Source organism: Blautia sp. CAG:257, assembly GCF_000433815.1.
GTDB lineage: Bacteria > Bacillota > Clostridia > Lachnospirales > Lachnospiraceae > Blautia_A > Blautia_A caecimuris.
The window spans coordinates 47,790-74,182 of the sequence record NZ_HF999069.1; the positions used below are offsets into that span (position 1 = coordinate 47,790).

At 42.2% G+C, this 26,393-nt stretch carries 26 protein-coding genes, 1 pseudogene and 1 riboswitch; of the genes and pseudogenes, 15 read left to right on the top strand and 12 right to left on the bottom strand.

Annotated elements, in window-relative coordinates; translation table 11 throughout:
* Complete coding sequence (locus QVP40_RS08575; RefSeq protein ID WP_022068049.1) at positions 1 to 1,140, bottom strand: glucose-1-phosphate adenylyltransferase; 1,140 nt, start codon at positions 1,138 to 1,140, stop codon at positions 1 to 3.
* A gap of 367 nt (positions 1,141 to 1,507) precedes the next feature.
* Between QVP40_RS08575 and QVP40_RS08580 the strand changes: the two genes are divergently transcribed.
* Genes QVP40_RS08580 through QVP40_RS08590 form a run of 3 tightly spaced genes read left to right on the top strand, consistent with a single transcriptional unit; the run spans position 1,508 to position 4,808 of the window.
* Positions 1,508 to 2,869, top strand: a complete 1,362-nt coding sequence (locus QVP40_RS08580) for an exopolysaccharide biosynthesis polyprenyl glycosylphosphotransferase (protein WP_022068050.1) — start codon at positions 1,508 to 1,510, stop codon at positions 2,867 to 2,869.
* 10 nt (positions 2,870 to 2,879) lie between these two features.
* The gene (locus QVP40_RS08585; RefSeq protein WP_022068051.1) at positions 2,880 to 3,623 is read left to right on the top strand and encodes a glycosyltransferase family 2 protein; all 744 of its coding nucleotides are present in this window, start codon (positions 2,880 to 2,882) and stop codon (positions 3,621 to 3,623) included.
* 15 nt (positions 3,624 to 3,638) lie between these two features.
* Entirely contained in the window at positions 3,639 to 4,808 is a 1,170-nt protein-coding gene (locus QVP40_RS08590) for a CDP-glycerol glycerophosphotransferase family protein (protein ID WP_022068052.1), read from the top strand.
* A gap of 45 nt (positions 4,809 to 4,853) precedes the next feature.
* Here QVP40_RS08590 and QVP40_RS08595 read toward each other — a convergent pair whose 3' ends face one another.
* Positions 4,854 to 5,591: an ABC transporter ATP-binding protein gene (locus QVP40_RS08595; protein WP_022068053.1), complete on the bottom strand. Its 738-nt coding sequence runs from the start codon at positions 5,589 to 5,591 to the stop codon at positions 4,854 to 4,856.
* A 1-nt stretch (position 5,592) separates the two neighbouring features.
* Complete coding sequence (locus tag QVP40_RS08600) at positions 5,593 to 6,378, bottom strand: ABC transporter permease (protein ID WP_022068054.1); 786 nt, start codon at positions 6,376 to 6,378, stop codon at positions 5,593 to 5,595.
* A 361-nt stretch (positions 6,379 to 6,739) separates the two neighbouring features.
* Here QVP40_RS08600 and rpmG point away from each other — a divergent pair, with 361 nt between their 5' ends.
* The 10 genes from rpmG to QVP40_RS08650 all read left to right on the top strand — a co-directional run bounded on the left by rpmG (position 6,740) and on the right by QVP40_RS08650 (position 15,516).
* Complete coding sequence (rpmG, locus tag QVP40_RS08605; RefSeq protein ID WP_138270457.1) at positions 6,740 to 6,889, top strand: 50S ribosomal protein L33; 150 nt, start codon at positions 6,740 to 6,742, stop codon at positions 6,887 to 6,889.
* A 25-nt stretch (positions 6,890 to 6,914) separates the two neighbouring features.
* Positions 6,915 to 7,133: a preprotein translocase subunit SecE gene (gene secE, locus QVP40_RS13895; protein ID WP_022068056.1), complete on the top strand. Its 219-nt coding sequence runs from the start codon at positions 6,915 to 6,917 to the stop codon at positions 7,131 to 7,133.
* 16 nt (positions 7,134 to 7,149) lie between these two features.
* Positions 7,150 to 7,665 carry a transcription termination/antitermination protein NusG gene (gene nusG, locus QVP40_RS08615; protein ID WP_022068057.1) on the top strand — a complete coding sequence of 172 codons (516 nt, stop codon included), beginning with the start codon at positions 7,150 to 7,152 and terminating at the stop codon, positions 7,663 to 7,665.
* Positions 7,666 to 7,721: 56 nt separating this feature from the next.
* Positions 7,722 to 8,147, top strand: coding sequence for a 50S ribosomal protein L11 (gene rplK, locus QVP40_RS08620; protein ID WP_022068058.1), 426 nt, complete (start codon positions 7,722 to 7,724; stop codon positions 8,145 to 8,147).
* Positions 8,148 to 8,230: 83 nt separating this feature from the next.
* Positions 8,231 to 8,923, top strand: coding sequence for a 50S ribosomal protein L1 (gene rplA / locus QVP40_RS08625; protein WP_022068059.1), 693 nt, complete (start codon positions 8,231 to 8,233; stop codon positions 8,921 to 8,923).
* 57 nt (positions 8,924 to 8,980) lie between these two features.
* On the top strand, positions 8,981 to 9,784 hold the full coding sequence (locus tag QVP40_RS08630) for an EcsC family protein (RefSeq protein WP_022068060.1): 804 nt from the start codon (positions 8,981 to 8,983) through the stop codon (positions 9,782 to 9,784).
* Between the two features lie 69 nt (positions 9,785 to 9,853).
* The gene (locus QVP40_RS08635) at positions 9,854 to 10,813 is read left to right on the top strand and encodes a D-alanyl-D-alanine carboxypeptidase family protein (RefSeq protein ID WP_022068061.1); all 960 of its coding nucleotides are present in this window, start codon (positions 9,854 to 9,856) and stop codon (positions 10,811 to 10,813) included.
* Positions 10,814 to 11,152: 339 nt separating this feature from the next.
* Positions 11,153 to 12,004: a PRD domain-containing protein gene (locus QVP40_RS08640; RefSeq protein WP_022068062.1), complete on the top strand. Its 852-nt coding sequence runs from the start codon at positions 11,153 to 11,155 to the stop codon at positions 12,002 to 12,004.
* Between the two features lie 131 nt (positions 12,005 to 12,135).
* Entirely contained in the window at positions 12,136 to 14,022 is a 1,887-nt protein-coding gene (locus QVP40_RS08645) for a beta-glucoside-specific PTS transporter subunit IIABC (protein ID WP_022068063.1), read from the top strand.
* A 66-nt stretch (positions 14,023 to 14,088) separates the two neighbouring features.
* A complete protein-coding gene (locus tag QVP40_RS08650) occupies positions 14,089 to 15,516 on the top strand; it encodes a glycoside hydrolase family 1 protein (RefSeq protein ID WP_022068064.1) in 1,428 nt (475 codons plus the stop codon).
* 126 nt (positions 15,517 to 15,642) lie between these two features.
* Here the strand turns inward: QVP40_RS08650 and rbr are convergent, their stop codons facing one another.
* The 8 genes and pseudogenes from rbr to QVP40_RS08690 form a co-directional block, all read right to left on the bottom strand.
* Positions 15,643 to 16,179: a rubrerythrin gene (gene rbr, locus QVP40_RS08655; protein ID WP_022068065.1), complete on the bottom strand. Its 537-nt coding sequence runs from the start codon at positions 16,177 to 16,179 to the stop codon at positions 15,643 to 15,645.
* Positions 16,180 to 16,346: 167 nt separating this feature from the next.
* Positions 16,347 to 16,889, bottom strand: coding sequence for an NADH peroxidase (locus QVP40_RS08660; protein WP_022068066.1), 543 nt, complete (start codon positions 16,887 to 16,889; stop codon positions 16,347 to 16,349).
* A 107-nt stretch (positions 16,890 to 16,996) separates the two neighbouring features.
* Positions 16,997 to 17,392 carry a Fur family transcriptional regulator gene (locus QVP40_RS08665; RefSeq protein WP_022068067.1) on the bottom strand — a complete coding sequence of 132 codons (396 nt, stop codon included), beginning with the start codon at positions 17,390 to 17,392 and terminating at the stop codon, positions 16,997 to 16,999.
* A gap of 192 nt (positions 17,393 to 17,584) precedes the next feature.
* Complete coding sequence (locus tag QVP40_RS13900; RefSeq protein WP_288200418.1) at positions 17,585 to 18,376, bottom strand: sirohydrochlorin cobaltochelatase; 792 nt, start codon at positions 18,374 to 18,376, stop codon at positions 17,585 to 17,587.
* A 270-nt stretch (positions 18,377 to 18,646) separates the two neighbouring features.
* Positions 18,647 to 19,249, bottom strand: a pseudogene (locus tag QVP40_RS13905) (energy-coupling factor ABC transporter ATP-binding protein); the annotation flags it as partial.
* Positions 19,246 to 20,022, bottom strand: a complete 777-nt coding sequence (gene cbiQ, locus QVP40_RS08680; RefSeq protein ID WP_022068069.1) for a cobalt ECF transporter T component CbiQ — start codon at positions 20,020 to 20,022, stop codon at positions 19,246 to 19,248. The gene cbiQ and the pseudogene QVP40_RS13905, both read right to left, overlap by 4 nt.
* A gap of 36 nt (positions 20,023 to 20,058) precedes the next feature.
* Positions 20,059 to 20,358 carry an energy-coupling factor ABC transporter substrate-binding protein gene (locus QVP40_RS08685; protein ID WP_022068070.1) on the bottom strand — a complete coding sequence of 100 codons (300 nt, stop codon included), beginning with the start codon at positions 20,356 to 20,358 and terminating at the stop codon, positions 20,059 to 20,061.
* A 1-nt stretch (position 20,359) separates the two neighbouring features.
* A complete protein-coding gene (locus QVP40_RS08690; RefSeq protein WP_022068071.1) occupies positions 20,360 to 21,106 on the bottom strand; it encodes an energy-coupling factor ABC transporter permease in 747 nt (248 codons plus the stop codon).
* Between the two features lie 155 nt (positions 21,107 to 21,261).
* Positions 21,262 to 21,453: riboswitch (cobalamin riboswitch) on the bottom strand.
* A gap of 245 nt (positions 21,454 to 21,698) precedes the next feature.
* Here QVP40_RS08690 and QVP40_RS08695 point away from each other — a divergent pair.
* Positions 21,699 to 22,391 carry a response regulator transcription factor gene (locus tag QVP40_RS08695; RefSeq protein WP_022068072.1) on the top strand — a complete coding sequence of 231 codons (693 nt, stop codon included), beginning with the start codon at positions 21,699 to 21,701 and terminating at the stop codon, positions 22,389 to 22,391.
* A 62-nt stretch (positions 22,392 to 22,453) separates the two neighbouring features.
* On the top strand, positions 22,454 to 25,162 hold the full coding sequence (locus tag QVP40_RS08700) for a sensor histidine kinase (protein WP_022068073.1): 2,709 nt from the start codon (positions 22,454 to 22,456) through the stop codon (positions 25,160 to 25,162).
* A 101-nt stretch (positions 25,163 to 25,263) separates the two neighbouring features.
* On the opposite strand, the gene nagA is transcribed toward QVP40_RS08700, so the two are convergent.
* A complete protein-coding gene (nagA, locus tag QVP40_RS08705; protein WP_022068074.1) occupies positions 25,264 to 26,367 on the bottom strand; it encodes an N-acetylglucosamine-6-phosphate deacetylase in 1,104 nt (367 codons plus the stop codon).
* Positions 26,368 to 26,393 lie beyond the last annotated feature (26 nt).

Consider the following 26,393-nt stretch of genomic DNA (forward strand, 5'->3'; position numbering starts at 1 on the left):
TTATTCTACCCCCTTTACACGTTTGGAAACAAGCTCGATATGCTCGCTGTCTGCGCTTCCCACACAGGCGCCGCTGCCAATGTGGATGTCTTCAGCCACAAGAGCTCTCTGAACAACAGCATTTTCTTCAACCTCTACACCGGGCATGAGAACACTGTCAATGACCTTTGCGCCCTTGCCTACTTTTGCGCCGGTAAAAAGAACGGAATTTTTTACTTCACCTTCTACAATACAGCCCTGTGTAATAAATGCACGGTTGATTTTGGCATCCGGACCTATGTACTGAGGCAGAGCGGGGATATCTTCGGTATATATTTTCCAGGTAGGGTCGTTCAGGTCCAGTTCGTTGTTGCTGTCCAGAAGATCCATATTTGCTTCCCAGAGGGAGTCAATGGTTCCAACGTCTTTCCAGTAACCCTGGTATTTATAAGCTGCCAGAGTTCTGTTGTCAGCAAGAAGCTGAGGAATGATATCCTTGCCGAAATCATGGTGAGAATCAGCACTTTTCATATCTGCAAGGAGCATTTTGCGCAGAAGCTTCCAGTTAAAAATATAAATACCCATGGAAGCAAGATTGCTCTTTGGATGCTCCGGTTTTTCTTCAAATTCAACAATATGTCCTTCGCCGTCTGTGTTCATGATACCAAAGCGGCTTGCTTCTTTCATGGGAACCTCAATAACAGCGATGGTAGCATCTGCATTCATTTCTTTGTGGTAAGCCAACATTTTTGCATAGTTCATTTTGTAAATATGGTCTCCGGAAAGGATCAGAACATATTCCGGAGCATAGTTATCAATAAAATCAATATTCTGTGAAATCGCATCTGCAGTTCCACGGTATACATCCAGATCCGCGTCAGCCTTCTCGCGGGGAGGAAGTACAAATACGCCGCTTTCTCTTGCATCAAGTCCCCAGCGTCCGCCGGCAGCGACATAGCTGTTAAGCAGAACAGATTCATACTGTGTAAGAACACCTACAATATCCACTCCACTGTTTGCGCAGTTACTTAAAGGGAAATCAACAATGCGGTATTTTCCGCCGTATGAAACTGCGGGTTTGGCTACTTTGTTTGTAAGTTCATGGAGTCTGCTGCCACGTCCGCCAGCTAAAATCATCGCTAACATGTTGTTTTGTTTCATAGTGAACCCTCACTTTCCTTTTATATGCTTGTACTTTTTTATTATACATTTTTTAGCTGAAAAATTCTACTGGTTTATGTTAAAAAATGCAAGAAAAATGCTCAAATTTTGTTAAAACTGTATTAAAAAATGAAACAAATAAAAATAAATATGTGATATATGACAAGAAAAAACATGGTTCGACAAAAAGGTGCAGTAAAAGTACATATGAATAAAGCGTATTGAAAATACAGGGGATCGGAGAATCTGTGAATTACTGGACGGGACCGGAGATTTACGTTATAATAACAGGGTTAAAAGGAAACAATAAAGACAGAAGCAGGGATATGATATATTCCTGAATCAACAGAGATAAGAGGGATCTTTTGTGAAAAAAAGAGATGATTTTAAGAGATTTATTGTGTATTGCCTGGCAAGTATTGTCGTAATCGCTCAGACAGCAGTATTTGCCTATATCTGGTATGATTTTTACAGAGGGCTGATTTTTGAACCCTTCTGGAGAAAGGGAAACTGGGTTCTGATCGCTATTTATGGACTGATCAGCTTTATGTTCTCCAAGTTCTACGGGGGACTGAGAGTAGGATACCTGAAAAAGATAGATGTATTTTACTCTATGACTCTTGCTGCGATCTGTACAAATATCATAACCTACCTTCAGATCACTCTGATCAATAGATGGTTTCTGGATCCATGGCCTATGGTGGAAATGACTCTTGTTCAGATTGTTATCATCATCGTCTGGGTATGGGGATCCCGGTTTATTTATTCCAGACTTTATGGCGCCCGTAAGCTTCTTGTGATCTATGGGGACAGAGATCCGGGAGATCTGATCCAGAAAATGAATTCACGCAGTGACAAGTATAATGTCAGCGGAAAAGTTCATGTAGATAAGGGGGAAAAGGCTATTCATCAGATGATGAGAGACTATGAGGGAGTAATCATCTGGGATCTTCCGTCAAATATCCGAAACCGTTATCTGAAGTACTGTTTTGCCCATTCTATTCGCTGTTATATGAGTCCGAAGATTTCTGATGTGATTCTTATGGGAAGCGAGCGGATCCATCTGTTTGACACGCCGCTGCTTGTAGCGAAGAATATGGGACTTTCCATAGAGCAGAGAGCAATGAAACGGGTTCTTGATATTGTGGTATCGGGAATCGGTATTGTAGTTTCCTCTCCGATCATGTTGATCATTGCGCTTTTTGTAAAGCTGTATGACGGCGGCCCTGTGCTTTACCGTCAGGATCGTCTGACTCTGGGAGGAAAGGAATTCCGTATCTGTAAATTTCGCAGTATGTGTGTGGATTCTGAGAAAAACGGCGCCCGCCTTGCATCAAAAAACGACAGCCGTATTACCCCAGTAGGCCGTGTTCTGAGAAATCTTCATCTGGATGAGCTGCCGCAGCTTTTTAATGTATTTATGGGAGATATGTCTCTGGTAGGTCCACGCCCGGAACGAAAAAGCATTATGCATGACTACCAGAAAGAACTGCCGGAATTTTATTACCGCCTGAAAGTAAAAGCCGGGCTTACCGGATATGCGCAGGTTTACGGGAAATATAACACTACCCCTTATGACAAGCTGAAACTTGACCTTTTTTATATTGAAAATTATTCGTTTCTGCTTGATCTGAAGCTTCTTCTTATGACAGTGAAGATTTTCTGTCAGAAAGAGGTTTCTGAAGGTGTTGATGAAAATCAGAAAAATGCTTTGAAAAATCAGAAGTAGGAGAAGGTTTATGGAAAAGCCGCTGGTATCCGTGGTGATGCCTGTATATAACGGAGAGAAATATATTCAGAGAGCTGTAGATTCTGTTTTTGAACAAAAGGTATCTCTGGAGTTGATTGTGATTGATGACTGTTCTGTGGATGGTACGGAAAAGGTTATGGATGAATACAAAAGCCGTGGGGAAGTACGCTATTTCAGAAATAAAACGAATATTGGAGTTTCCGGTTCAAGAAACAGGGGAGTCCGGGAAGCCAAGGGGATCTATGTGGCTTTTTTGGACGCAGATGACTGGTGGGAAAAGGACAAGCTAAAAAAACAACTTATTCTTCTTGAAAAAACAGGATCCGTAATCTGTTCCACAGGAAGAGCGCTGATGCATCCAGATGGAACATCAGCAGGAAAATATATTCCCGTAAAGCAAAGGATTACTTACCGGGAATTGTTAAAGCATAATAGTATTAATTGTTCTTCCGTGCTGGTACGGCGAGACGTGATCAGTCGTTTTCCTATGGAGCATGACGACAGCCATGAAGATTATATTACCTGGCTGAAGATACTCAGAGAATACCAGTGTGCGGTCGGAATTAACGAGCCACTTTTAAAGTATCGGCTCAGTGAAGGCGGAAAATCCAGAAACAAATGGAAATCTGCTATTATGACATACCGGGTTTACCGTTATATGGGATTTAACATACTGAAAAGTACAGTACTTTTTATTTCCTATGCGATTCATGGTTTGTGGAAATATCGCTGATGGACAGGAGTAGTTATGGGTAAGATTAGAAATTTGTGTATGACACAGCTTGTCAGAATGAAAAAAATAAAAGAGCCTGATATGTATACCTGGATATTTTCTTCTGTGGACAACTGTTATTATAATTATAATTCCAGGTATTTGTTTGAGTATGTAAAAGAGCATCTTCCGCAGATTACTCCTATTTTTGTGATTAATGAGGAAGGATTGCGCCGGGAATTATCGAAGAAGTACGGTGAACAGTATTTTATTGAAACGGAATCAAAAGAGGGAATTCGACGAGTACTGGAGGCCGGTGTATGGTTTACCTCAGCAGGACTCCCGGTATATGGACCGAGGCTTGGAAGGAATCGTCTGATTATAAATCTGTGGCATGGAGTTCCGCTGAAAAAGATTGCACTTATGGATCCTAATCTCAAAAAAATGTCCCGCATCTATTTTAAAAAAATCTTTTCTGAGAATTATACCTGGATACTGACAACTGCCAGGGAGCTTATCCCTGTTATGGCAAAAAGTTTTCAGGTTTGTGAGGAACAAATCCGTGTATGGGGGCAGCCTCGTAATGATCTTATTTTTTTTCCTCCGGACAGAAAAAAAATTCTCGGGGAAATTTATCCAGCGTTACCCAACTATCAGAAGGTGATTCTTTATGCACCTACCTTTCGTGATTATGGAAATACCAGACTTTTTCCCTTTGAAGATTTTGACAAAAAAGCGTTTCAGGATTTTTTAGAGAAGGAGCAGATTCTTCTCCTTCTTCGGCTTCACATTAAGGAGGCTACGGCGGCAGAAGATTTTGTGAATTCCCGCATCCGGTGCTTTGGCAGCAAGGAGGTTGGGGATGTGACTGGAATGCTTGGGATGTTTGACCTTTTGATCACAGACTATTCCAGTATTTATATTGATTATCTTCTGACGGATAAGCCTATGATATTCCTTCCTTATGATAAAGAACGTTATCTGGACGGAAGGGGAATGAACTTTGATTATGAGGAGGTAACTCCGGGACCCAAGCCGAAAACCATGAAAGAATTCACAGAAGAGCTCAGGGCATTTTGCCATGGAGAGGATTCCTGGAAACAGAAACGTGAGCAGGTCAGTAAGAAATTTAATGAGATAAGGAGACCCTGTTCTGCAGATATTTGCAAACAGGTACTTTTGGAAATCAAGAAAAGAACAGAGTAAAAGAAAATCCGGAGGCTGCAAAGCAGGCTCCGGATTTTTGGCTTTTCAGCTTTTTTCCATAAATTTAACGTATTCGTCAAGTACAGGCCCTGGTTCCCCGATTTTTTTAATCTGTCCTTCATGCATCCACATCACTGTGTCACAAAGCTGCTTTAAAGTATCAATACTGTGAGAAACAATCACAACAGTTCTGTCTTTGTTGGAGATCAGGCTTTTCATTTTATTGTAGCTTTTCTTTTTAAACTTCTGATCGCCTACACTGAGAACCTCGTCAATAAGCATGATATCTGTTTCCAGAATAGCTGTAATGGAAAAGGCCAGTTTGGAATACATACCGCTGGAGTAGGTTCTTACGGGTTTGTCAATAAAATCTCCAAGCTCTGCAAAGTCTATAATCTCCTGCTCTTTGGCATGAACCTGTTCTTCTGAAAATCCCAGAAGCATACCGGAAAGAATAATGTTTTCCCGGCCTGTCATTTCGCCCTGAAAACCAACTCCGATAGAAAGAAGAGAAATACTGTGGCCTTTCAGGTCAATGGTACCACTGTCAGGGGAGAAAATGCCTGCCAGAGCGTTCAGAGTAGTGGACTTGCCGCTTCCGTTTTTGCCGATAATTCCCAGAATCTCGCCCTGACGGACATAAAAGGAAATTCCTTTTACTGCAACAAAACGATCTATGGTACGGCGTTTAAAATGAAGCAGACTTTTTTTGATAGATGTTTTTTTCAGATTCTGATAACTGATCACAAGGTCAGTTACTTCAATGGCGTGCTGTTCTTCCATATTATATCACCTTTACATAACTGTTTTCGTTTTTGTAGATTTTTCGGATACCGATAATACTGATCACAAGTCCGATTAGAAACCATGCCAGAAGAAGTTTGCGGTGCGGAGTCTGACCATAGATCAGACATTCTCGCATGGATGTCAGGAGAAAGGCAATGGGGTTACCTTTTCCAATATAGGCATTATATGGAGCCGGAAGACGGTCCATAATGTTCCAGAATACACCGGTAAGGTAAAAAATAAGTCTCAGAGCAATATTCAGTACATTTCCAAGGTCTTCCACGAACACTCCGTAATGCAGAAGAAAGCAACCGAAGCCGAATACCAGCATAAACAGGGTCAGAAGGATTGGAATACAGTACAGTATGTTCCAGGTGATCGGAACTCTCCATACGATCAGCATGACTGCAACAATCAGAAAGGAAATGAACATTTTGAATCCATTAATGCACATTCTGATTATGACAAGTATAAATTTCGGTATATATACTTTGGAAACGATAGGCTTGTTACTTTTGATTACCCTTACACTCTGCAACAGGCATCGATTAAAGAAGTCCCACATGGTAATACCGACAAAGACAAAAATTGCAAAGTACTGTTCGTCAGATTTAAACACATAGCCGAACATAAACACATAAATCAGCATGAAGCAAAGGGGGTCCAGTATCCACCACAGCCAGTTCAGATATGAATTGGCAATTTCGGACTTTAGCTGGGCTCTGGAAGAATACACTGCGTATTTCCAGTATTTCTTCATGTCATCCATGAATCGTTTAAACATAAAATCCGCTCCTGTATTTATTTAAAATATATAACTGTGACCCTTTTTACAACAGAAAAACTGTCGAAAAAGGGTCTGAACCTTCCTTATCATACACTAGGAGAAGCTGATTGACAAGGGGGAAATACAGATTTGAAAGGGAATCACAAATAAATCCTTCCTAATATTATGACTGCTTTTTTGGTAAATATGGAAAAACTCCGTGAATTCAAGGAAAAGGCTTGACTTCAACATGGAATCTGTGCTAAACTTGACAAGCGACATGGAAGTTGGGTCTTTTTTTTATGCCCGAAATCAGCGTAGTTCTGAGGAATGGGATACAGGAAAGACCATGCAAATGAAAACACTGGAGGTGGAAGTTGTGCGCGTTAAGATTACATTGGCATGTACGGAGTGCAAGCAGCGTAACTACAATATGACCAAGGAGAAAAAGAACCATCCTGAGCGTCTTGAGACTAAGAAATATTGTAAGTTCTGCCATAGACATACTCTGCACAAGGAAACGAAGTAATCACAGAGAATTGTGAGGTTAGACTATGCAAGAGAAAGACAAATCTACTGGCAAAGCTAATAAAACTCAGAAAAAATCATGGTTTCAGGGACTTAAGTCCGAATTCAACAAAATCGTTTGGACGGACAAAGCTACTCTCGCAAAGCAGACAGTAGTTGTCTCAGTAGTCACGATTATTCTGGCTGTGATGATCAGCATTATGGATTCAGCTATTCTGGAAGGTATTAATCTTATAATCAGATAAGGGTAACGGTGATTGTATGTCAGAAGCGAAATGGTATGTTGTTCATACCTATTCCGGGTATGAGAACAAAGTAAAGGCCAACATTGAAAAAACAATTGAAAACAGACACCTGGAGGATCAGATCCTGGAAGTGCGTGTTCCGCTGGAAGAAGTAGTGGAAATGCGTAATGGTGCTGCGAAGCAGGTCCAGAAAAAGATGTTCCCGGGATATGTGCTTCTTAACATGGTCATGAATGATGATACCTGGTATGTTGTCCGCAATACCAGAGGCGTAACCGGTTTTGTAGGTCCGGGCTCCAAGCCTGTGCCGCTGACTGAGGAAGAAATGCGCCCGCTGGGAATTAAGGAAGAAAACATCCGGGTGGACTTTGCAGAAGGCGATATGGTAGTAGTTACAGGCGGAGCCTGGAAAGATACTGCCGGAGTTGTTACTGCAATTAATACTCAGAAGCAGACAGTAACCATCAATGTTGAATTGTTCGGTCGCGAAACGCCGGTAGAAATAAGTTTCGCAGAAATTAAAAGAGCGTAACACATTCAAGTGGGAGGGAAAAACCCCCGCCAATACCACATAGGAGGTGCCGAAAAATGGCAAAAAAAGTAACAGGTTATATTAAATTACAGATTCCGGCAGGCAAGGCAACCCCAGCACCGCCGGTTGGTCCGGCTCTTGGACAGCACGGTGTAAACATTGTACAGTTTACAAAAGAGTTCAATGCAAGAACAGCAGATCAGGGCGATCTGATCATCCCGGTTGTTATTACTGTTTATGCAGACAGAAGTTTCAGCTTCATAACCAAAACTCCGCCGGCAGCCGTTCTTCTGAAGAAGGCAGCTAACATCAAATCCGGTTCCGGTGTGCCGAACAAAACAAAAGTAGCAAAAGTTACTAAGGCACAGGTTCAGGAAATCGCTGAGATGAAGATGAAAGACTTAAATGCAGCAACTCTTGAAGCAGCTATGAGCATGATTGCAGGTACTGCAAGAAGTATGGGAATCGAAGTTGTAGACTGATTTTCCGTCAGAACTGCGAAATAGAGAAACTACTATATGAAGTGGGAGGGAAATCCCCGCAATTACCACAGGAGGTTATAGAAATGAAACGAGGAAAGAAATACGTGGAAGCTGCGAAAGCAGTAGACCGCGCAACATTATATGATACCGCAGAGGCTATCAGCCTTGTAAAAAAAGCAGCAGTTGCTAAATTTGACGAGACTATCGAAGCTCACATCCGTACAGGCTGCGATGGACGTCATGCAGATCAGCAGATTCGTGGAGCTGTTGTTCTGCCGCACGGAACCGGTAAAAAGGTTCGTGTTCTTGTATTTGCAAGAGATGCAAAAGCTGAGGAAGCAAAAGCTGCAGGCGCAGAATTCGTAGGAGCTGAGGACCTTATTCCGAAGATCCAGAACGAAGGATGGCTTGATTTCGACGTTGTTGTTGCTACACCGGACATGATGGGCGTTGTAGGACGTCTTGGTCGTGTACTTGGACCAAAAGGTCTTATGCCAAACCCGAAAGCCGGAACTGTAACTATGGACGTTACAAAAGCGGTTCATGATATCAAAGCAGGTAAGATTGAGTATCGTCTTGACAAAACCAATATCATCCATGTTCCGGTAGGTAAAGCATCCTTTACTGAGGAACAGTTAAGCGACAACTTCCAGACGCTTATTGAAGCTATCGTTAAGGCTCGTCCGAACACTCTGAAAGGTCAGTACCTGAGAAGCGTAACAATCGCTCCTACAATGGGACCTGGTGTGAAGATCAACCCGGCGAAATTAGTTTAATATATGAAAACAGGGGCATTCCTTTCGGGGGATGCTCTTTTGTTTTTGGAGATCATTATGAGAAAACGAAAAACTCCTTTACAGAAGGAACTGCAGCTGCTTGAAAAACAGGAAAAAAGATATCTGGAACAGAGACAGAATCAAAGTGATTCTAGGCTCAATAGATTTCTGGAGGACAAGGTTCCGGATAAACTGCAGAAAACACTGGAAAAAGCCTTTGCCAGCGCCTTTAAACTTATATTTGTAAAAGGCGTACAGGTCATAGAAAAAACATATAAAAAGCAGGAACTGGAAAAAGATTTTAAGGTTCAGGATTATGCAAATCAGATTAAAAATGACAGAAAGTCATTAAAAACAATAAGGAAAAATGCCGGTAATACAGGACGCCTGAATACGCTTGCCTCAGGTGCGGCAGGACTTGGAATGGGACTTATTGGAGTGGGTATTCCGGATATACCTGTATTTACAGGATTTTTGCTGAGAAGTATTTATCAGATTGCCTTGAAATATGGATTTTCTTATGAAGAGGAAAAAGAAAAAAAGTGGATACTTCTTCTGATACAGGGAGCGGCATCTTATGGGGAAAAACAAAAGGCAGCGGATAAAGCGGTTGAGTGCTACATCCAAAATGAACTCGTTGATAATTCCATTCCGCTGGATGAAATAATTCAGGAAACAGCCAGGATTCTTTCCGGAGAGCTGCTTTATATGAAATTTCTTCAGGGTATTCCCATTGTGGGAGTGGTCGGGGGAGCCTTTGACTTCAAGTATATGAAAGAGATTACAACCTATGCGGAAATAAAATACAGGAAACGATATTACAGGAATCTGTCGGAATATGATATGATAGAAAAGAAATAATGGTAGTTTAGAGAAAAATTCCAGAATTATTTTTTATGATAGAACAGGGATGGAAAGAGAGGAATCAGCGTGGAAAAAAGAAGATACAGAAAAAAGAACAGGAGAAAACAGAATTTAAAAAAGCTGTTAATGGTTCTGGTCATTGTATTTGTATTCTTTGGTCTGGAGCTGATCGTAGGCTGGCGATCAGGAGTTGGCGCATGGATGCAGGAGTTTCAGAAACCCGTTGTCCGTCAGCTGGACCTGAGCGGAATCAGTAGCCCCTATGCGATTCTGATTCAGGCCGGAAGCGGAAAGACAGTAGGCGATCTTAACGGGGAAGAGCAGATGTATCCGGCCTCTCTGACAAAAATGATGACTGCGATTGTTGCCATTGAGGAACTGAAAGATCTGGACCAGGAAATCACGCTGACTCAGGAAATGTTTGCCGGATTATATGAACAGGATGCCACGCAGGCAGGATTTCAGCCCGGAGAAACAGTCCGGGCTATAGATCTTCTGTACGGCGTTATGCTTCCCTCAGGCGCAGAGTGCTGTATCGCTCTTTCTTATGCGATTGCCGGTTCTGAACAGGGATTTGTGGATCTGATGAATAAAAAAGCAGAAAAGCTTGGAATGGACGGAACTCATTTCTGTGACAGCACAGGACTTCATAATCCGGATCATTACAGTACGGCAAAAGATATGGCAGTTCTTTTACAGTATGCGCTGAAAAATGATACGTTCCGGGAGATTGCAGAGAGTCCCTGGCATTCTACGCCCGGTACGAATCTCCATCCGGACGGGATTACCTATTACAGTACCATGTTTAAGAACCTTTCAGAGACCTCTGTAACAGGAGGAAAGATTCTGGGCGGAAAAACCGGTTTTACCAATGCGGCAGGAAGCTGTCTGGCAAGCTTTGCAGAAATCGAAGGCGTGGAATATATCCTTGTGACAGCAGGAGCAATGGATGGGGGAACGCCGAATATTACAGATGCAGTGACTGTTTACAATCGCCTGGGAGAGGCGGCCCAAGCCCTGAAATAGTTGATATCTAAAGGGAAATATTATCAGGAAATTATTTTTGCCTTAAGGAAATCAAGATGATTCTGCAGGATAGCAGTACTTTATCTGTAAAGTAAGAGAATTATATTGGGGAAAATAGACAAAAATTTATAACATTTTTTGTAGGATATTCCAGATAGACAGACATAATTTTTTCTGCTATCCTTGTATACAGAAGTTAAATAAAGACGGATTAGTCCAAGGATTGTTACTGAAATAATTTATTATCGTCAGGCAAGACCTTATAGTATATGAAATAAGTTTTATATACTGTAATGGTCTTTTTTTATTTATTTGCAGTAGTAGGGAGCGAAAGGGAACATGGTAATTTATAAGATTTTAAATAATAATCTGATTTTATCAAAAGATAATCAGGGGCATGAAGTCATCATAAAAGGATGTGGAATTGCTTTTCAGAAGAAAAAGGGGCAGCAGATAGATGAAAAACGGATTGAAAAGGTTTTTGTCGCAGAGACAGCGCAGATCAGTAAAGAAATTCAGGGATATCTCACCTCTATTCCAGAAATATATCTTGACTTTGTGGAGGAGTATGTAAATGAGGTAAAAGAAAAAAATGGAATGAATCTGAATGACAGTATTTATTTCTCATTAAGTGATCACATTATGGGAGCGATTTCCAGGTTAAAACAGGGAATCCGTATTCAGAATATGCTTCTTCTGGACATCAAACTTCTTTATCATAAAGAGTATGAAATTGGTTTGGATTTGTTGCAGAAAGTAAATGAAACATTTGAAACAGATCTGGCAATTGATGAAGCTGGATTTTTTGCATTGCATTTTGTGAATTCACAGGACAGTGGAAAAACAGACAGTTACCAGATTTCCATAATCGTACACCAGATTTTGGATGTAGTAGAAAAATATTATGAAAACATAAAATTTCAGGAAGAAAATCTGTATTATCAGAGATTTCTGACACATTTAAAATATTTTGCCCAGAGATTTTTTCATAAGGAACTACACTATGAAGAAAATGGTGAACTGTTTCAGATTATCAGAGAGCAGTATAAAGAAGCCTATGGGTGTGTAAAAATGATTTACCTGATGATGAAAGAAGAATATGAATACGATATGACGGAAGATGAAATGCTGTATCTGACAATTCATATTCAGAAGATTACAGAGGATCATAAACGGCTACAGTCGATTTAGTGTAAGATTTTTACAGACATCAGATAAGGTGTTAATGGATTGTTACTGGAATGCGTTCGATAAAAACGTATCTTTTCAGGCAAGACCTTTAATCATAAATTTTAATATTTATTATTAAAGGAGGTTCTAAAATGAAAAAGGACTATTTAGAAACTGCAGACACGCTAATTGCAGCAATGGGAGGAAAGGACAACATCATCCGTTTATTTCATTGCATGACAAGACTTCGTTTTTATGTAAAAGACAAAACGAAAGTCAATGAAAAGGAGATTTTAAAGCTCTCCGAAGTTTCAGGTGTAAACTGGCACGAGGAACAGTTTCAGGTTATTGCAGGAAATGAAGTAAATGCTGTCTATAAAGCGCTGGAGAACAAAGGCATTCCGACGGACGATACACGGGAAACTGATCCTGTAAACCCAAAAGGGGTTGTTTCCAGGATTGTTGATGCCATTACCGGTTGTATGACACCTATGATTCCGGCTCTGACAGCGGCAGGAATGATTAAGGTTGTACTTACACTTTTAACAACTTTCCATTTGGTATCTGATACCAGCAGCACTTATCAGGTTATCAGTTTTATAGGTGATGTAACCTTTTACTTTATGCCATTTCTGATTGCGGCAAATGCTGCAAAAATTTTCAGAGTAAATCAGTCGCTGGCATTGTTTATAGCGGGTGTTTATCTGAGTCCTGTATTTGTCAGTATGGCAGCTGGAGATGCGGCAATTACTTTGTTTGGGCTGCCGGTTACAAAGGTAACCTATTCTTATTCTGTAATTCCGGTTATTCTGATGGTATGGATCACACACTACATTGAACTTTTTGTAGATCGTATTACACCGAAGATGGTAAAATTAATTCTCAATCCAACACTGGTTATTCTGATTAGTGCGCCGATCGCCCTGATTGTAGTTGGTCCTATCGGAACAATCATTGGTAATGGACTTGCAGTAGCAATCAACTTTTTATCTGCAAAACTTGGTTTTGTGATCGTTGGTATTCTTGCGGCTCTTTTCCCGTTCATTGTTATGACGGGTATGCATCATGCGCTTACACCAATCGGACTGAATGCAATTGCGACAGGAGGCTCAGATACCCTGATTTTTGTATCTCAGGTTTGCTCTAATCTTGCACAGTCAGGTTCTTCTTTTGCGGTAGCAGTAAAATCAAAAGACAGTAATATGAAACAGCTTGCAAGTGCAGCGGCAGTATCTGCATTAATGGGGATTACGGAACCGGCACTTTATGGTGTCACACTGAAATTGAAACGTCCTGTTGTTGCTGCATCTGTTGCAGCTGGAATTGGCGGTATTGTAGGTGGACTTTTTCAGGTATCCCTGTATATTGCTCAGAATTGTATTATGGCAATTCCGGCATTTATCGGGGATAAAGGGATGAGTAACCTTCTGTATGGAATCATTATGATTATTGTATCGTTTGTTGCTTCCTTTATTCTTACCTTTATTTTGGGATTTGAAGATGTAAAATCAGATAATGAGATAAAGGAAAGCTCAGAGGCACAGGGAACAACAGAAACACAGCAGAGAAATCCTTTAGTAGAAAAAGTTGAACTTTATGCACCTGTAACAGGAACTGTAAAAACACTTGCCAATGTTGCGGACAAAACTTTTGCAGATAAAGTACTTGGAGATGGAGCGGCAATCTTTCCATCAGAAGGAAGAGTTTATGCTCCGGCTGACGGAACCGTTGTAAATATCATGGATACAAAACATGGAATTATGTTCGTAGCAGACAGTGGAGCAGAGATTTTGATCCATATTGGACTGGATACTGTCAATCTTAAAGGCAAATACTTTAAATCTTATGTAACAGACGGTGAAAGAGTAAAGAAGGGAGCACTTCTTGTTGAGTTTGACCTTGAAGCAATCAAAAAAGAAGGATATGATTTGACTACATCAGTTGTTGTTACTAATATTTCCGATTATATCAAGGCCGTATGTATGGAAAAAGAGGGTAGTGAGATCAGTGCAGGAGAGAAGTTTCTGACAGTCGTATAAACATAAGTACAGATCAGGCAGACAGGAGATATCTGTCTGCCGTTTTAAAGACAGGAGAAAGCAGATATGAAAAATTATAATCGTATGCCCGAAAATTTTTTATGGGGCGGAGCAACAGCTGCTAATCAGTATGAAGGAGGATGGAATGAGGGCGGAAAAGGGTTGTCTATTGCAGACATTCTTACGGGAGGAAGCGTCAATAAGGAACGCCGTCTGACACCTCCAGAGCCGTTACCCGAAGAATTTTATCCAAATCATGAAGCAACTGATTTTTATCATTGCTGGAAAGAAGATATTGCTCTGTTTGCTGAGATGGGATTTAAAATATATCGTTTTTCAATTTCGTGGTCACGGATCTTTCCAAAAGGAGACGAAGAAACTCCGAATGAAGAGGGGCTTAAGTTTTATGATGATGTTATAGACGAATTAAGAAAATATGGAATTGAACCACTGGTAACCATTTCTCATTATGAAAATCCACTTCATCTTTCGCTAGAGTACGGTGGTTGGAAAAATCGTAAACTGATTGATTTTTATCTTAGATTTGCCAGAGTATTATTTGAAAGATATAAAGGAAAAGTAAAGTACTGGCTTACATTTAATGAGATTAATATGCTGACACAGCCGTTTGGCGCAGTTTTCTGTGCAGGGATGCTGGATTCGGAAGATGTATGCCTGCAGAGTCGGTATCAGGCAATGCATCACCAGTTGGTTGCAAGTGCTTTGGCAGTATCTATGGCGCATAAGATTGACAATGAAAATAAGCTGGGGTGTATGCTGGCATATCATAATGGTTATGCTTATACCTGCCATCCAGAAGATGTTTTTTATGCCCAAAGATTTGGGCAGATTCATAATTCAATTGCCGGGGATGTTCATGTGAGAGGATATTATCCTGGATTTGCTGCAAGATTTTTTGAAGAAAATGAAATAGAGCTGGAGATTGAGCCGGAAGATGCGGGTATATTGAAGAATGGTACGGTAGACTTTGTTTCTATCAGTTATTATTCCAGTAATTGTGTCAGCGTTGTGAAAGAAGGTGAGCTAACCGCTGCCAATGGAGGGGAAAATATTAAGAATCCATATCTTGAAACTTCTGCATGGGGATGGCAAATTGATGCAGTGGGACTCAGATATGTTTTGAATCAGATTTATGACCGCTATCAGATTCCAATCATGATTGTAGAAAATGGTCTGGGAGCCGTGGATGAGCTGACAGAAGATGGAAAAATCCATGATGAATACCGCATTGAATATATGCGTAAGCATATAGAACAGATGAAGGAAGCTATCCATGATGGTGTAGAACTGGTTGGCTATACATGCTGGGGATGTACCGATCTTGTTAGTGCTTCAACCGGAGAATTGAAAAAAAGATATGGTCTGATTTACGTTGATAAAAATGATGACGGAACAGGAAACTTTGCCAGAATTCGTAAAGACTCTTTTTACTGGTACAAAAGAGTAATAGACTCCTGTGGTGAAAAACTATAAAAGAACAATAAAATATCCTGGCCAGGTTACGGAGCCTAAAAGCTCTGTACCTGCCAGGATATTACTATTCTGTGATGGTAGAGTTAAATAACATTATTTTCACACATGATTTCAGACGAAAGAAGATCAATAATTCTCGACTTTGCGCTCAAAATAAGCTCTTGGATGGGCACATACCGGACATACTTCAGGAGCTTCGTCAGCCATATGAATATATCCGCAGTTGCGGCATTTCCAGCCAAGAGGCGCATCTCCTTTAAATGTTTTATCAGCTTTGTAGGATTCCAGAAGTTTTTTGTATCGGGCTTCGTGAGCAGCCTCTACTTTGGCAACACCTTCAAATTTTTCAGCCAGCTCTTCAAAACCTTCTTCTCTGGCTTCCCGTGCCATTCTTGCATACATATCTGTCCATTCAAAGTTTTCACCCTGAGCGGCATCTTCAAGATTGGTTTCAATATCATGAATTCCATGAAACTCCTTAAACCACATTTTAGCGTGTTCTTTTTCCTGATCCGCAGTTTCCAGATAAAGAGCTGCAAGCTGCTCATATCCTGCTTTTTTTGCAGCGGAAGCAAAGAAGGTGTATTTATTTCTTGCCTGTGATTCTCCTGCAAAGGCTTCCATAAGATTTTTTTCTGTTTTGGTTCCTGCATACTTTGACATGTGGTTTCCTCCTTTATCACTGATAATTGATTGTTTAAAATTGCTGTATAGCTTCTTATACCATATCATTCAAAACATAAGTGTGTCAACATATGTTTGATTTAGGCTGTTTTTTACATAAAAGAAAGCGGAGAGCATGTTCTGCTCTCCGCTTCAGAGGCTTATTCTTAGCCGAAGTATCTTTCAAGAAGACCCTGGAATGCTTTTCCGTGTCTAGCTTCGTCACGAGCCATCTCATGAACTGTATCATGGATTGCGTCAAGGTTAGCAGCTTTTGCACGTTTAGCAAGGTCAAATTTACCTGCTGTAGCGCCGTTCTCTGCAGCAACGCGCATCTCAAGGTTTTTCTTTGTGCTGTCTGTTACAACTTCACCAAGAAGCTCAGCGAATTTTGCAGCATGCTCTGCTTCTTCATAAGCAGCTTTTTCCCAGTAAAGACCGATTTCCGGATAACCCTCTCTGTGTGCTACTCTTGCCATTGCAAGGTACATACCAACTTCAGAGCACTCACCCTCAAAGTTTGCACGAAGGTCAGCAAGGATGTCTTCGCTAACGCCCTTAGCTACACCTACAACATGCTCAGCTGCCCAGCTCATGCCTTCTGCCTGTTTTGTAAATTTGTCAGCAGATGCTTTACAGATCGGACATACCTCCGGTGCGTTCTCGCCTTCGTAAACATAACCACATACATTGCATACCCATTTAGCCATAATGATAATCTCCTTTTCTTAAATAATTATTTTTAATAATAGTAATTGTTACTGTTTTGCTATGTCTATAATCTACCATACTGTTTGCTGAATGTCAAGGGAAATTCTTAATTTTTTTCTTTCTTCATGCAATCTTCACACATTCCGAAGAATCTGGCGCTGCAGTCAGTAATTATGCCGTTAAAATGCTCTCCGGCCCTTTTCATAATATCCTGCATGTCTTCTGTTTCCAGATCAATGACACAGCCGCATTCTGTACACATAAAGTGACAGTGGGGCTCTACCCGGCCGTCAAAACGATCTGCGCCGCCAAAGCTGGCAAGTTTTTTGATCTCACCAAGATCAGAAAGCAGAGAAAGATTTCTGTACACAGTTCCAAGGCTGATATTTGGATAGATAGATTTCATGTTTTCATATACCGTATCAGCTGTGGGGTGGTCTGTGCGTGTCATCAGAAATTCCTTGATGGATTCGCGCTGTCTGCTGTATTTTAATGCAGCCATAGGCACACTCCTTTCTCCTGTAATAACAATAATGGTTATTGATATTATATAAAACAGGAGTTGATTTGTCAAGAATTTTCAAATATAAACAAATGTATTTTAAGATTATCAGCTTTTATTTTTTGTTATGTTTTGCCAGGGAACAAAAAAACAGCTTTAAAGCTGTTTTTTCATTACATTTCAGGCAGGATTTTACTGGACATCCAGACGTTTCAGATGCTCCACCAGAATTTTACGGATGCCGGGATATTCGCCCAGCCCTTTTAAGACAGGCTCTACTTCATATCTGGCTGATTTAAACTGGCTGTACCAGGATTCCGGATCATCCCCGGCCATATCATTTTTTGCATGGTCTCCGGCTACGATCATAAAAGGTGCAAGAATAACTTTGGAAGGCTGGTAGGAACGGATCATTTTCAGCAGAGTTTCCATGGAAGGGTAGGCTTCAACCGTTCCAAGGAAGATATTCGAATATCCTTTGTCCTTAAAGGTATAGTCCAAAGCAGCGTAAATGGAATTGGAAAAATGCGTAGTGCCATGTCCCATCAAAACAAGAACCTGGTCTTTTTTCAGGCTGGAAAATTCGTCTGCAATGGCCTGGATCACATCCAGGCTGTCCTGTTCGCTGGTAAGCAAAGGATCGCCAAAGGAAATGGAGTGAAAATCCTCCCTGTAGGAAAGGGCGTCCTCTTTCATAAGATCGTTTTCAATACCATTGATCACATGAGTTGGCTGAATAAGAACATCAGTGATTCCATCTCTGCGCATTTGCTCCATGGCCTCTTTTACCGTATTTACATGGATCTGATCCCTGTCCTTCAGTTTTCGAATGATCATTTTGCTGGTCCATGCCCGGTAAAGGGGATAATCCGGAAAGGCTGCCTGCATTTCTTTTTCAATAGCGTCAATGGTTACCTTGCAGGTATCATGGTGGCTGGTTCCGAAGCTTACAGCCAGAATTGCTTTTTTTCTGTTTTCAGTCACGATGTTGTTTCCTCCGTAATGTGGGTTTAAATTAATATCAGAAATGTAAGTTTCAAGTGTTTTCAAATTGCGGGGAAGAGGCAGGGAAGCCTTTAAAATCCCTTTTTTACAAAGACTTTCAAAAAGCTCCAGAACAGCAGGCGTTTCCAGGTTTGTTTTTTTCAGAGCGCCCCGGTTTCCAAAAACCTGAGCGGGAGTTCCCTGCATCAGTACCTTTCCTTCATGAAAAAGCATAACCTCGTCCGCCCATTCGTAGGCATAGTTGACATCATGAGTTGCCATCAGCACAGTGATGCCCTGTTCTGTCAGCTGCTCTACGATATGATTTACCATTGTGGTATGGCGGGGATCCAGAGCAGCGGCAGGCTCGTCCAGAATGATAATATCCGGATGCATGACCAGAATATCTGCAATGGAAACCTGTTTTTTCTGACCTCCGCTTAAGGCGTGGGTGGGTTTATGGCGGAAAGGAGTGATCTCCAGATATTCGATCACATCCTCCACCTCTTTTTTTGCCTGTTCTTCCGGAACCCCAAGATTAAGAATCCCAAAAGAGATTTCCTGAAAAACGCTGGCAGAAAAGAGCTGATTGTCAGGATCCTGGAATACAATCCCTACCTTGCTGCGGAGCTTCAGAAGATCTTTCTTTTTATAGCCCACTTCCTCTCCGTTAAAGTACAGCTTTCCTGACTGAGGCTTCAGTATTCCGGTACAGCAAAGAAAAAAAGTAGATTTTCCACTGCCGTTTGCCCCCATAAAGGCTACTTTCTGTCCCCGTCTGATTTCCAGGGAAAGTCCGTTAAGGGAGTGGGAGTTGTTGTCATCATAGGAAAAGTAAAGCTCATCGGCTTTTAAAATAATATCTGGATTCATAAATAAAATCTCCTCCACAGAGCAAATAAAAATAATGCGCCGTCAAACAGGATAATAGCCAGAATCACCTTTTTTTTAGGCGGGCGGGATTCTGACAGAACATGGATAGTTCCGTCATAACACCGGGCTTCCATTGCGTCATAAAGGCGGTTGGAGCGGCTGATGGCGCGTATCATCAGAACAGACCCCATCATACCGAAGGACTTCAGAGCTGTCCGGTAGTTTTTATTTCCAAGCCTGCAGTCCTGAGACATGGAAATCGCGCTGGCAGTTTCCAGCAGAACAAAAATAAAACGATAGATCAGAAGCATAAGCTCGATCAGTATTTTGGGACAGTGCAGTTTCTTTAACACATCCAGGATATCCGGTACCGGAGTGGTAAAGGAAAGAAAGTACAGGCAGGAAACCGCTGCAAGTGCAGTAAGGATCAGCTGCAGGGCATACAGGCAGGAATCCAGACTGGAGGTAAGATACCATGTTCCCACAGGAATGGCGAACAGATCCAGAGGAGTTTTCCGGATATTCAGTATAATAGCCACAGTGCTTAAAAGTAAAAAGGCCAGTGGGGCAGTAAGGAACTTCAGATAGCGAAAAACAGGGACCCCACCATAAAAAACGGTAAGAATCCCTGTTGCTGCTAAAACAATCCCTGCCACTGCCGTGGAACGACTCATTACGCAGATACACAGCGTAATCACAGCGAAGGCAAATTTTTCACCGGCATTTTCATATCTAAGCTTTGACTGATAACAAAGCTTGTCAATGACAATCATAAAAATCTCCTTTCATCAGAGAAGGCCGGATTTTGATCATTGATCCTTCATCCATTTTTTGCGTTCTACAAAACGTCCCATTATAAAGGCGATAATTCCGACTCCGATACCTGTCTGGATACAGAAAAGGAGACTTTCCACCTCGCCCGGAAGCTCTCCGCCAAGAAGCTGTTCAAAAACAGGCGTAGCCCATGGCTCATAAGAGGAATCGACTTCTTCCACAACAACACTTCCGGCATCGTCAGAACCGCCGAACTCGGCATCCTTCAGTACAAACAGCGGGACAAAAGCAATCAGAAAAATGGCAACGATTGCAGCGATTACAGTCTTTTTCATATTATTTTGCCTCCTTCAGAATTCCCATTGCGCGAAGCTCCGGTTTTGCATAGGTTTCAAGACCCATGAAAATTACTACAGTGATGATACCTTCGATAATGGCAAGAGGTACCTGTGTTGGTGCGAAAATAGCCATGAATTTGCCCAGGGCAGCTCCGAAGGTAGTGTCTGCGTTATGAGCAAGGGCAAGCTGGCCGGCTGTGACGCAGTAGGTAAACAGATCGCCCAAAGCAGCCGCAAGGAAAACAGCAACCCGTTTATTTACATTCATTTTTTTGCACAGAACATAGATTCCATAAGAAACAAACGGACCGGCAATAGCCATGGAAAAGGTGTTTGCTCCAAGTGTGGTAAGTCCTCCGTGTGCCAGAAGAATCGCCTGGAACAGAAGAACGATCAGTCCCAGAATGGAAACAGCGGCCGGACCGAAGAGAATGGCTCCGAGACCGGTTCCGGTCATATGTGAGCAGCTTCCTGTGACGGACGGTATCTTCAGTGAAGAAATCACAAAGATAAAGGCGCCGGACATGGCCAGCATGGTGATCAGGTTTCTGTGTTCATTCAGAGTCTTTTTTATGGACATAAATCCTGCAATAAGAAAGGGTACGCATAAAACACCCCATGCGATGCAAAAGCTTCCCGGAAGATAACCCTCCATGATATGCATGGCACTGACGTTTGGAACAATGCCGAAAGCAAGAGCAAAGGCTCCGGCAAGTACAAGAATTTTCTTTTGTTTTTTACTCATTTTCTTCTCCCTTCTGATCAAACAGAACTAAAATAAAAAAACCTGTGCGGTTATACCGACAGGCCCTCAGAAGAACAAGAGGTAATAGCAGGAAAATAGAATTGATCTGCTATGAGCCAACCTGTTCTTACACAAGGCCATCGTTCGTAACCTGTGTAAATTTCATGTAAAAGGCAGGCCTTTTGACTTGGGCATCATCACTGCATTTCGTCTTCCCGGGTATCTTCAGATATTCAGTGACATAATGAAATGCGGCTCTTCCGTTACAGCGGCGTGACCGTGTGAGACTTTCACTCAACTTTCCTATTCTCCTGCATAAGCAGACACCGTTTTACATTCAATTCTGAATTTATTGTAGCATAAACCCCAGTGTTGTCAAGGAAAAACGCAGCAGGGATGCAGGAAACCGCAGCGGTCTTTTTTTCTGGATGACACTGTGATATACTGGTTCAGGAATGAAAAAAACATAAGAAATTCTTAATAATTTACCCCTTTTATCTTAAACACCATTTGATATTCTTAGTATAACGAATCACAGAAAAGAGACTGTGATCCGGTGTGAATTTAATTTTGTTTCAGGAGGTACAGAGACGTGGCAGAAATACTGGTTTGTGATGATGACAAGGCGATCGTGGAGGCAATAGAGATCTATCTTTCACAGGAAGGTCATCATATTCTTAAAGCTTATGACGGAGAGGAGGCTCTTCGGACACTGCGGGAAAATCCGGTAGATCTGCTGATCATTGACGTTATGATGCCAAAGCTGGACGGAATCCGGGCGACTCTTAAGATCAGAGAGGAAAACCCGCTTCCCATTATTATTTTATCCGCAAAGTCAGAGGACGCAGATAAAATCCTGGGCCTGAACGTAGGGGCGGATGACTATGTGACAAAGCCCTTTAACCCATTGGAGCTGGTGGCCAGAGTCAGATCCCAGCTTCGCAGATATACTCAGCTTGGCGCTGTATCTCAGAAAAAGGAAAATGTTTACGTAACAGGCGGACTGACTGTGGATGATGACCGCAAAGAGGTCTGTGTGGACGGAGAACCGGTAAAGCTGACTCCCATTGAGTACAGAATCCTTCTTCTTCTGGTAAAAAATCAGGGAAGAGTATTTTCTACCAATCAGATTTATGAAAATATCTGGAACGAAGAGGCAATAGCGGCAGACAATACTGTGGCAGTCCACATCCGGCATATCCGTGAAAAGATTGAGATCAATCCAAAGGAACCCAGATACCTGAAGGTGGTCTGGGGACTGGGCTATAAAGTAGAAAAGCTTTAAACGCCCGGCAGGTTATTAAGAAGAGAAATCCATATATCAGGAAGATGGAAAGGGGCATTATTATGAAGAAAAAATGGTATAGAAGCAGCGCGGTGAAAGCCGCCGCTCTGGTAGTGGGCGTTGCTTCTCTGACTGCTGCGGCAGCAGGCGGAGCGGCATCTGCAGGAATTATGAGTGAAGGCGTTCTGCCTTTTGACAAAAAGGAATATCTGGAATCCAGAAGCTTTGAGCAGAGTATGCGTCATGCCAGCTTTGATGTGCTGATCGCAGAATCAGAAAAAAGCTACATGGAATCAAAACAGGAAAACGAAGAGGTGGATCTGTGGGAGATCCTTGCAGATGAGGAAACGGATACAGAAGGCTCCTCAGGTCTTGTTTACAGGCTCGGCGACCTTGAGAAATGGGTGGAGACCGAGAACTGGGATGCTCATACAGAGGATGTTCTGGTGTGTGTGAAGCCGGATGGAAATCTGGAATATATGTATTATGAAGATTTTGAAAAAAAGATCAGAGACGGAGAACTGGGATTTCTGGTGGCAGATACCTATGGAGAATATGATGATGGGGAATATGCAGAAGGCTATACTCAGCCGGAAGAAAGCGGCAGCAAGTTTGTGGATGCGCTTTCAGCACAGGGGATTCTGGCATGTCTGAAAAACCATGATTATTCCAGCTACGGATATTATGGAGATATTAATGATTATTATGCTGAAAATATCGGAGTCCTGAATTCCGGCGTTACCGGAATTGCTGATGAGGACGGCAAGATCATTTATACAAACGTGATCAATGAATATTCCGATTATCAGATTGCAGAGGCTTTCCCGCCGGTGGGTGCAGACAGCATCCTGGATATCCTGAACGAAGAGCCCGGATGGAAGGGAAGATTTGAGGATGCCTTTTATGCCCTGAACCATGCTCTTGCTCAGGTACAGATGGAGAAGTCGGCAGAAGCTATGCTGAAAGAGCATTACGGTGAGGGAAAAACCAATTTAAGCTATATTCTGGCCCTGAATCCGGGAAGCCGGGAAGAAAAGATACAGTCCAACACAGATGCAGGAGATTATGAAAAAAGAATCCAGAAATTAAAATCCGGTCAGGATCCGTATGTTGTAGTCACTTCTTCTCCGGAAGAGCATGATACAAACATCGATATTCTGAAGAAAGACCATTACTTTAATCTGTGGCAGCATACAGTGGACAATGCAGCTGCGGATGACCGGGATATCGACTATGTATTTGCCGCCTGGGTCGATAAGGATTTTGCGGCGGACGATCTGCTGGCAGAGGACGCAGAGAATTTTGAAAAATATGCAGCTTATCTTACGCCTTCCATGGCGGTATGCGGCGCAGGGATCCTGATCTTTCTGATCTGCCTTATTATTCTTACTGCCGGCGCAGGAAGAAACAATGAAAAAGAAGAGGTACAGCTGAATTTCTTTGACCGCTGGTATACAGAGATCGGCGCAGCAGCTGTATGTGCTGTGTGGGCAGTTCCTGTATTTCTGTTTCTGGGGCTTGGGATCAATGTAGACTATGTGGATAAACTGAAATATATTGTGGCAGCAGTGGCTGGTCTGGGAGCCTGGACCGCAGTGATGTTTTTGGGCGGCTGGATGAGTCTGGTACGTCGTATAAAAGCAAAAACTTTCTGGAAAAACAGTGTTCTGAGAAAAGTTTTTGGATTGCTGAGAAAGCTTTTAAGTCTGCTCAAGAAGTTTTGCCTTAAGATTGTGAAAGGCTGCAGAAGGTTTGTTGATTTTTTCGCGGAAAACACAGCCAGCAGGATTAAAATGGCGCTGCTGTTTGGCGGATTCTGTTTCTTCCAGTTTATAATGTGGACAGCCATACTTTGCGGCGGTGTGATCCTTCTTCCGGTTGTTGTGGCTGTGGATATTCTGGGACTGATCTATTTTCTCAGAAAAGCCAGAGGACGGGAGCTTATCCTGGACGGCCTGAAACGCATTACAGACGGCGAGCTTCAGTATAAAATTCCCCTTGATAAGCTTACCGGAGAGCAGAGACAGATTGCTGATTATATTAACCGGATCGGAGAGGGACTTGATGCAGCAGTGGAGGAAAGCCTAAAAAACGAAAGGATGAAGACAGAACTGATCACAAACGTATCCCATGATATCAAGACGCCTCTTACTTCCATTATCAATTATGTAGATCTTTTGAAACGGGAAAATCCTCAGGATCCGAAGATCCAGGGATATCTGGAGATCCTGGAGGAAAAGTCACTGAGACTGAAAACTCTTACCGAAGACGTTGTGGAGGCATCCAAGGCAAGTACAGGAAATATTTCACTGGAAATGGCAGATCTGAATTTTGTGGAGCTTGTTCATCAGGTGATCGGAGAATTTGAGGAACGGTTCCAGGAAAAAAATCTTTCCATGATGGTACATTTTGATCAGGATGAAGCGATCATCTGCGCAGACGGAAGAAGAATGTGGCGCGTCCTGGAAAATGTTTTTGGAAATGTTGCCAAGTACGCTATGGACAACACAAGAGTTTATGCGGAAATCAAGGTGAATCAGCCAAATGTGACGTTTTCCCTGAAAAACATTTCCGCGCAGCCTCTGAATATTTCTGCAGACGAGCTGACAGAGAGATTTATCAGAGGAGATGTGTCCAGAAATACAGAAGGCAGCGGACTGGGACTTTCCATTGCAAAAAGCCTGACTGAGCTTCAGGGCGGGGAGTTTAAGCTTTATCTGGACGGAGATCTCTTTAAAGTGACAATTACGTTTAAGGTAAAAGAAAAATGATAATTTCCGATACTGTCTGAGACAGTGGAAAGAACCCTCTGAAAAATAAGTGATAAAATAAGCCCCCGGTATCGCTGTGATGCCGGGGGCGCTTTATGGTATCAGAATACTTTTATGAGATTATAGGAATCGTCTACAAGCAGAACATCTGCATATTTGCCCGGAGTAAGGGAACCTACTTTGTCATAGACATGAATACTTTTGGCAGGATTTCTGGTAGCTGCAAAAATAGCTGTGGATTCAGGGATACCGAATTCCATGGCTTTTTTCATGCAGTCAAAAAGATTTGTTGCAGATCCGGCAATGGTACCGTTGGACAGAGTTGCCAGACGGTCTTTCATGGTAACTTCCTGGCCGCCCAGTTCATAGGTGCCATTTTCCATTCCGGTTGCCATCATAGAGTCGCTGACCAGAACAACACGCTCGTCACCAAACATTTTAAAGGTAGTGCGCACAACACATGGATGAATGTGGAAACCGTCACAGATCAGCTCTACCATGCAGTCCTCACTGTCACATGCGGCTCCGATCACGCCAGGATCTCTGTGAGCAAAAGGAGGCATTGCGTTATAGAGATGTGTTACGTGATTTACACCAAGCTCCATGGCTTTTCTGGCACAGTCGTAATCTGCTGTAGTATGTCCGATGGAAATTACTACTTCGTCCTTTGCAGCCTGAATAAATTCAAAGGCGCGGTCTACATTAGGAGCAAGTGTTACCAGTCTGATCTGGTTTCCGGAAGCCTCGTTGCACTGACGGAAAAAGGATACGTCAGGAACACTGATATACTCAGCGGCCTGAGCGCCTTTTTTGGCAATGTCGATAAGCGGGCCTTCCATATTAACGCCAATAATGCGGGCAAGCTTATCGTCCGGTTCCACCTTTGTTGCGGTGGCAAAGATGTCCATAAGTCTGTCCTTTGCAAGTGTCATGGAAGTAGGACAGTAGGAGGTGATTCCGTGTTCTTTTTCATATTTCAGAATTACTTTCAGGCCTTCCGGGTCGGCATCACAGAAATCATGTCCGAAAGCGCCGTGGCTGTGAACGTCCACCAGTCCGGGAAGAACCTTTAATCCTTCAGCGTCGTATTCGGTTTTGTCAGATACTTCTGTCTCAGAAGCGACCAGTCTGCCATTTTCAATGTACAGATCTTTTTTTACAAAGCTTCCGTCTTCCTGAAATACAAGTCCGTTTTTAATAATCATAATATTATCTCCTTGATTTTTAAGAT

What these genes read in the sequence shown, in the direction of transcription:
- rbr (WP_022068065.1), bottom strand. Translation starts at nt 16,179, where the DNA reads ATGTCAAAGTATGCAGGAACCAAAACAGAAAAAAATCTTATGGAAGCC.
- QVP40_RS08660 (WP_022068066.1), bottom strand. Translation starts at nt 16,889, where the DNA reads ATGGCTAAATGGGTATGCAATGTATGTGGTTATGTTTACGAAGGCGAG.
- QVP40_RS08690 (WP_022068071.1), bottom strand. Translation starts at nt 21,106, where the DNA reads ATGAGTAAAAAACAAAAGAAAATTCTTGTACTTGCCGGAGCCTTTGCT.
- QVP40_RS08640 (WP_022068062.1), top strand. Translation starts at nt 11,153, where the DNA reads ATGGTAATTTATAAGATTTTAAATAATAATCTGATTTTATCAAAAGAT.
- rplA (WP_022068059.1), top strand. Translation starts at nt 8,231, where the DNA reads ATGAAACGAGGAAAGAAATACGTGGAAGCTGCGAAAGCAGTAGACCGC.
- QVP40_RS08590 (WP_022068052.1), top strand. Translation starts at nt 3,639, where the DNA reads ATGGGTAAGATTAGAAATTTGTGTATGACACAGCTTGTCAGAATGAAA.
- nusG (WP_022068057.1), top strand. Translation starts at nt 7,150, where the DNA reads ATGTCAGAAGCGAAATGGTATGTTGTTCATACCTATTCCGGGTATGAG.
- QVP40_RS08585 (WP_022068051.1), top strand. Translation starts at nt 2,880, where the DNA reads ATGGAAAAGCCGCTGGTATCCGTGGTGATGCCTGTATATAACGGAGAG.
- secE (WP_022068056.1), top strand. Translation starts at nt 6,915, where the DNA reads ATGCAAGAGAAAGACAAATCTACTGGCAAAGCTAATAAAACTCAGAAA.
- QVP40_RS08685 (WP_022068070.1), bottom strand. Translation starts at nt 20,358, where the DNA reads ATGAAAAAGACTGTAATCGCTGCAATCGTTGCCATTTTTCTGATTGCT.
- QVP40_RS08595 (WP_022068053.1), bottom strand. Translation starts at nt 5,591, where the DNA reads ATGGAAGAACAGCACGCCATTGAAGTAACTGACCTTGTGATCAGTTAT.
- QVP40_RS08575 (WP_022068049.1), bottom strand. Translation starts at nt 1,140, where the DNA reads ATGAAACAAAACAACATGTTAGCGATGATTTTAGCTGGCGGACGTGGC.
- nagA (WP_022068074.1), bottom strand. Translation starts at nt 26,367, where the DNA reads ATGATTATTAAAAACGGACTTGTATTTCAGGAAGACGGAAGCTTTGTA.
- rplK (WP_022068058.1), top strand. Translation starts at nt 7,722, where the DNA reads ATGGCAAAAAAAGTAACAGGTTATATTAAATTACAGATTCCGGCAGGC.
- QVP40_RS08630 (WP_022068060.1), top strand. Translation starts at nt 8,981, where the DNA reads ATGAGAAAACGAAAAACTCCTTTACAGAAGGAACTGCAGCTGCTTGAA.
- QVP40_RS08645 (WP_022068063.1), top strand. Translation starts at nt 12,136, where the DNA reads ATGAAAAAGGACTATTTAGAAACTGCAGACACGCTAATTGCAGCAATG.
- QVP40_RS08665 (WP_022068067.1), bottom strand. Translation starts at nt 17,392, where the DNA reads ATGGCTGCATTAAAATACAGCAGACAGCGCGAATCCATCAAGGAATTT.
- cbiQ (WP_022068069.1), bottom strand. Translation starts at nt 20,022, where the DNA reads ATGATTGTCATTGACAAGCTTTGTTATCAGTCAAAGCTTAGATATGAA.
- QVP40_RS08650 (WP_022068064.1), top strand. Translation starts at nt 14,089, where the DNA reads ATGAAAAATTATAATCGTATGCCCGAAAATTTTTTATGGGGCGGAGCA.
- QVP40_RS08600 (WP_022068054.1), bottom strand. Translation starts at nt 6,378, where the DNA reads ATGTTTAAACGATTCATGGATGACATGAAGAAATACTGGAAATACGCA.
- QVP40_RS08700 (WP_022068073.1), top strand. Translation starts at nt 22,454, where the DNA reads ATGAAGAAAAAATGGTATAGAAGCAGCGCGGTGAAAGCCGCCGCTCTG.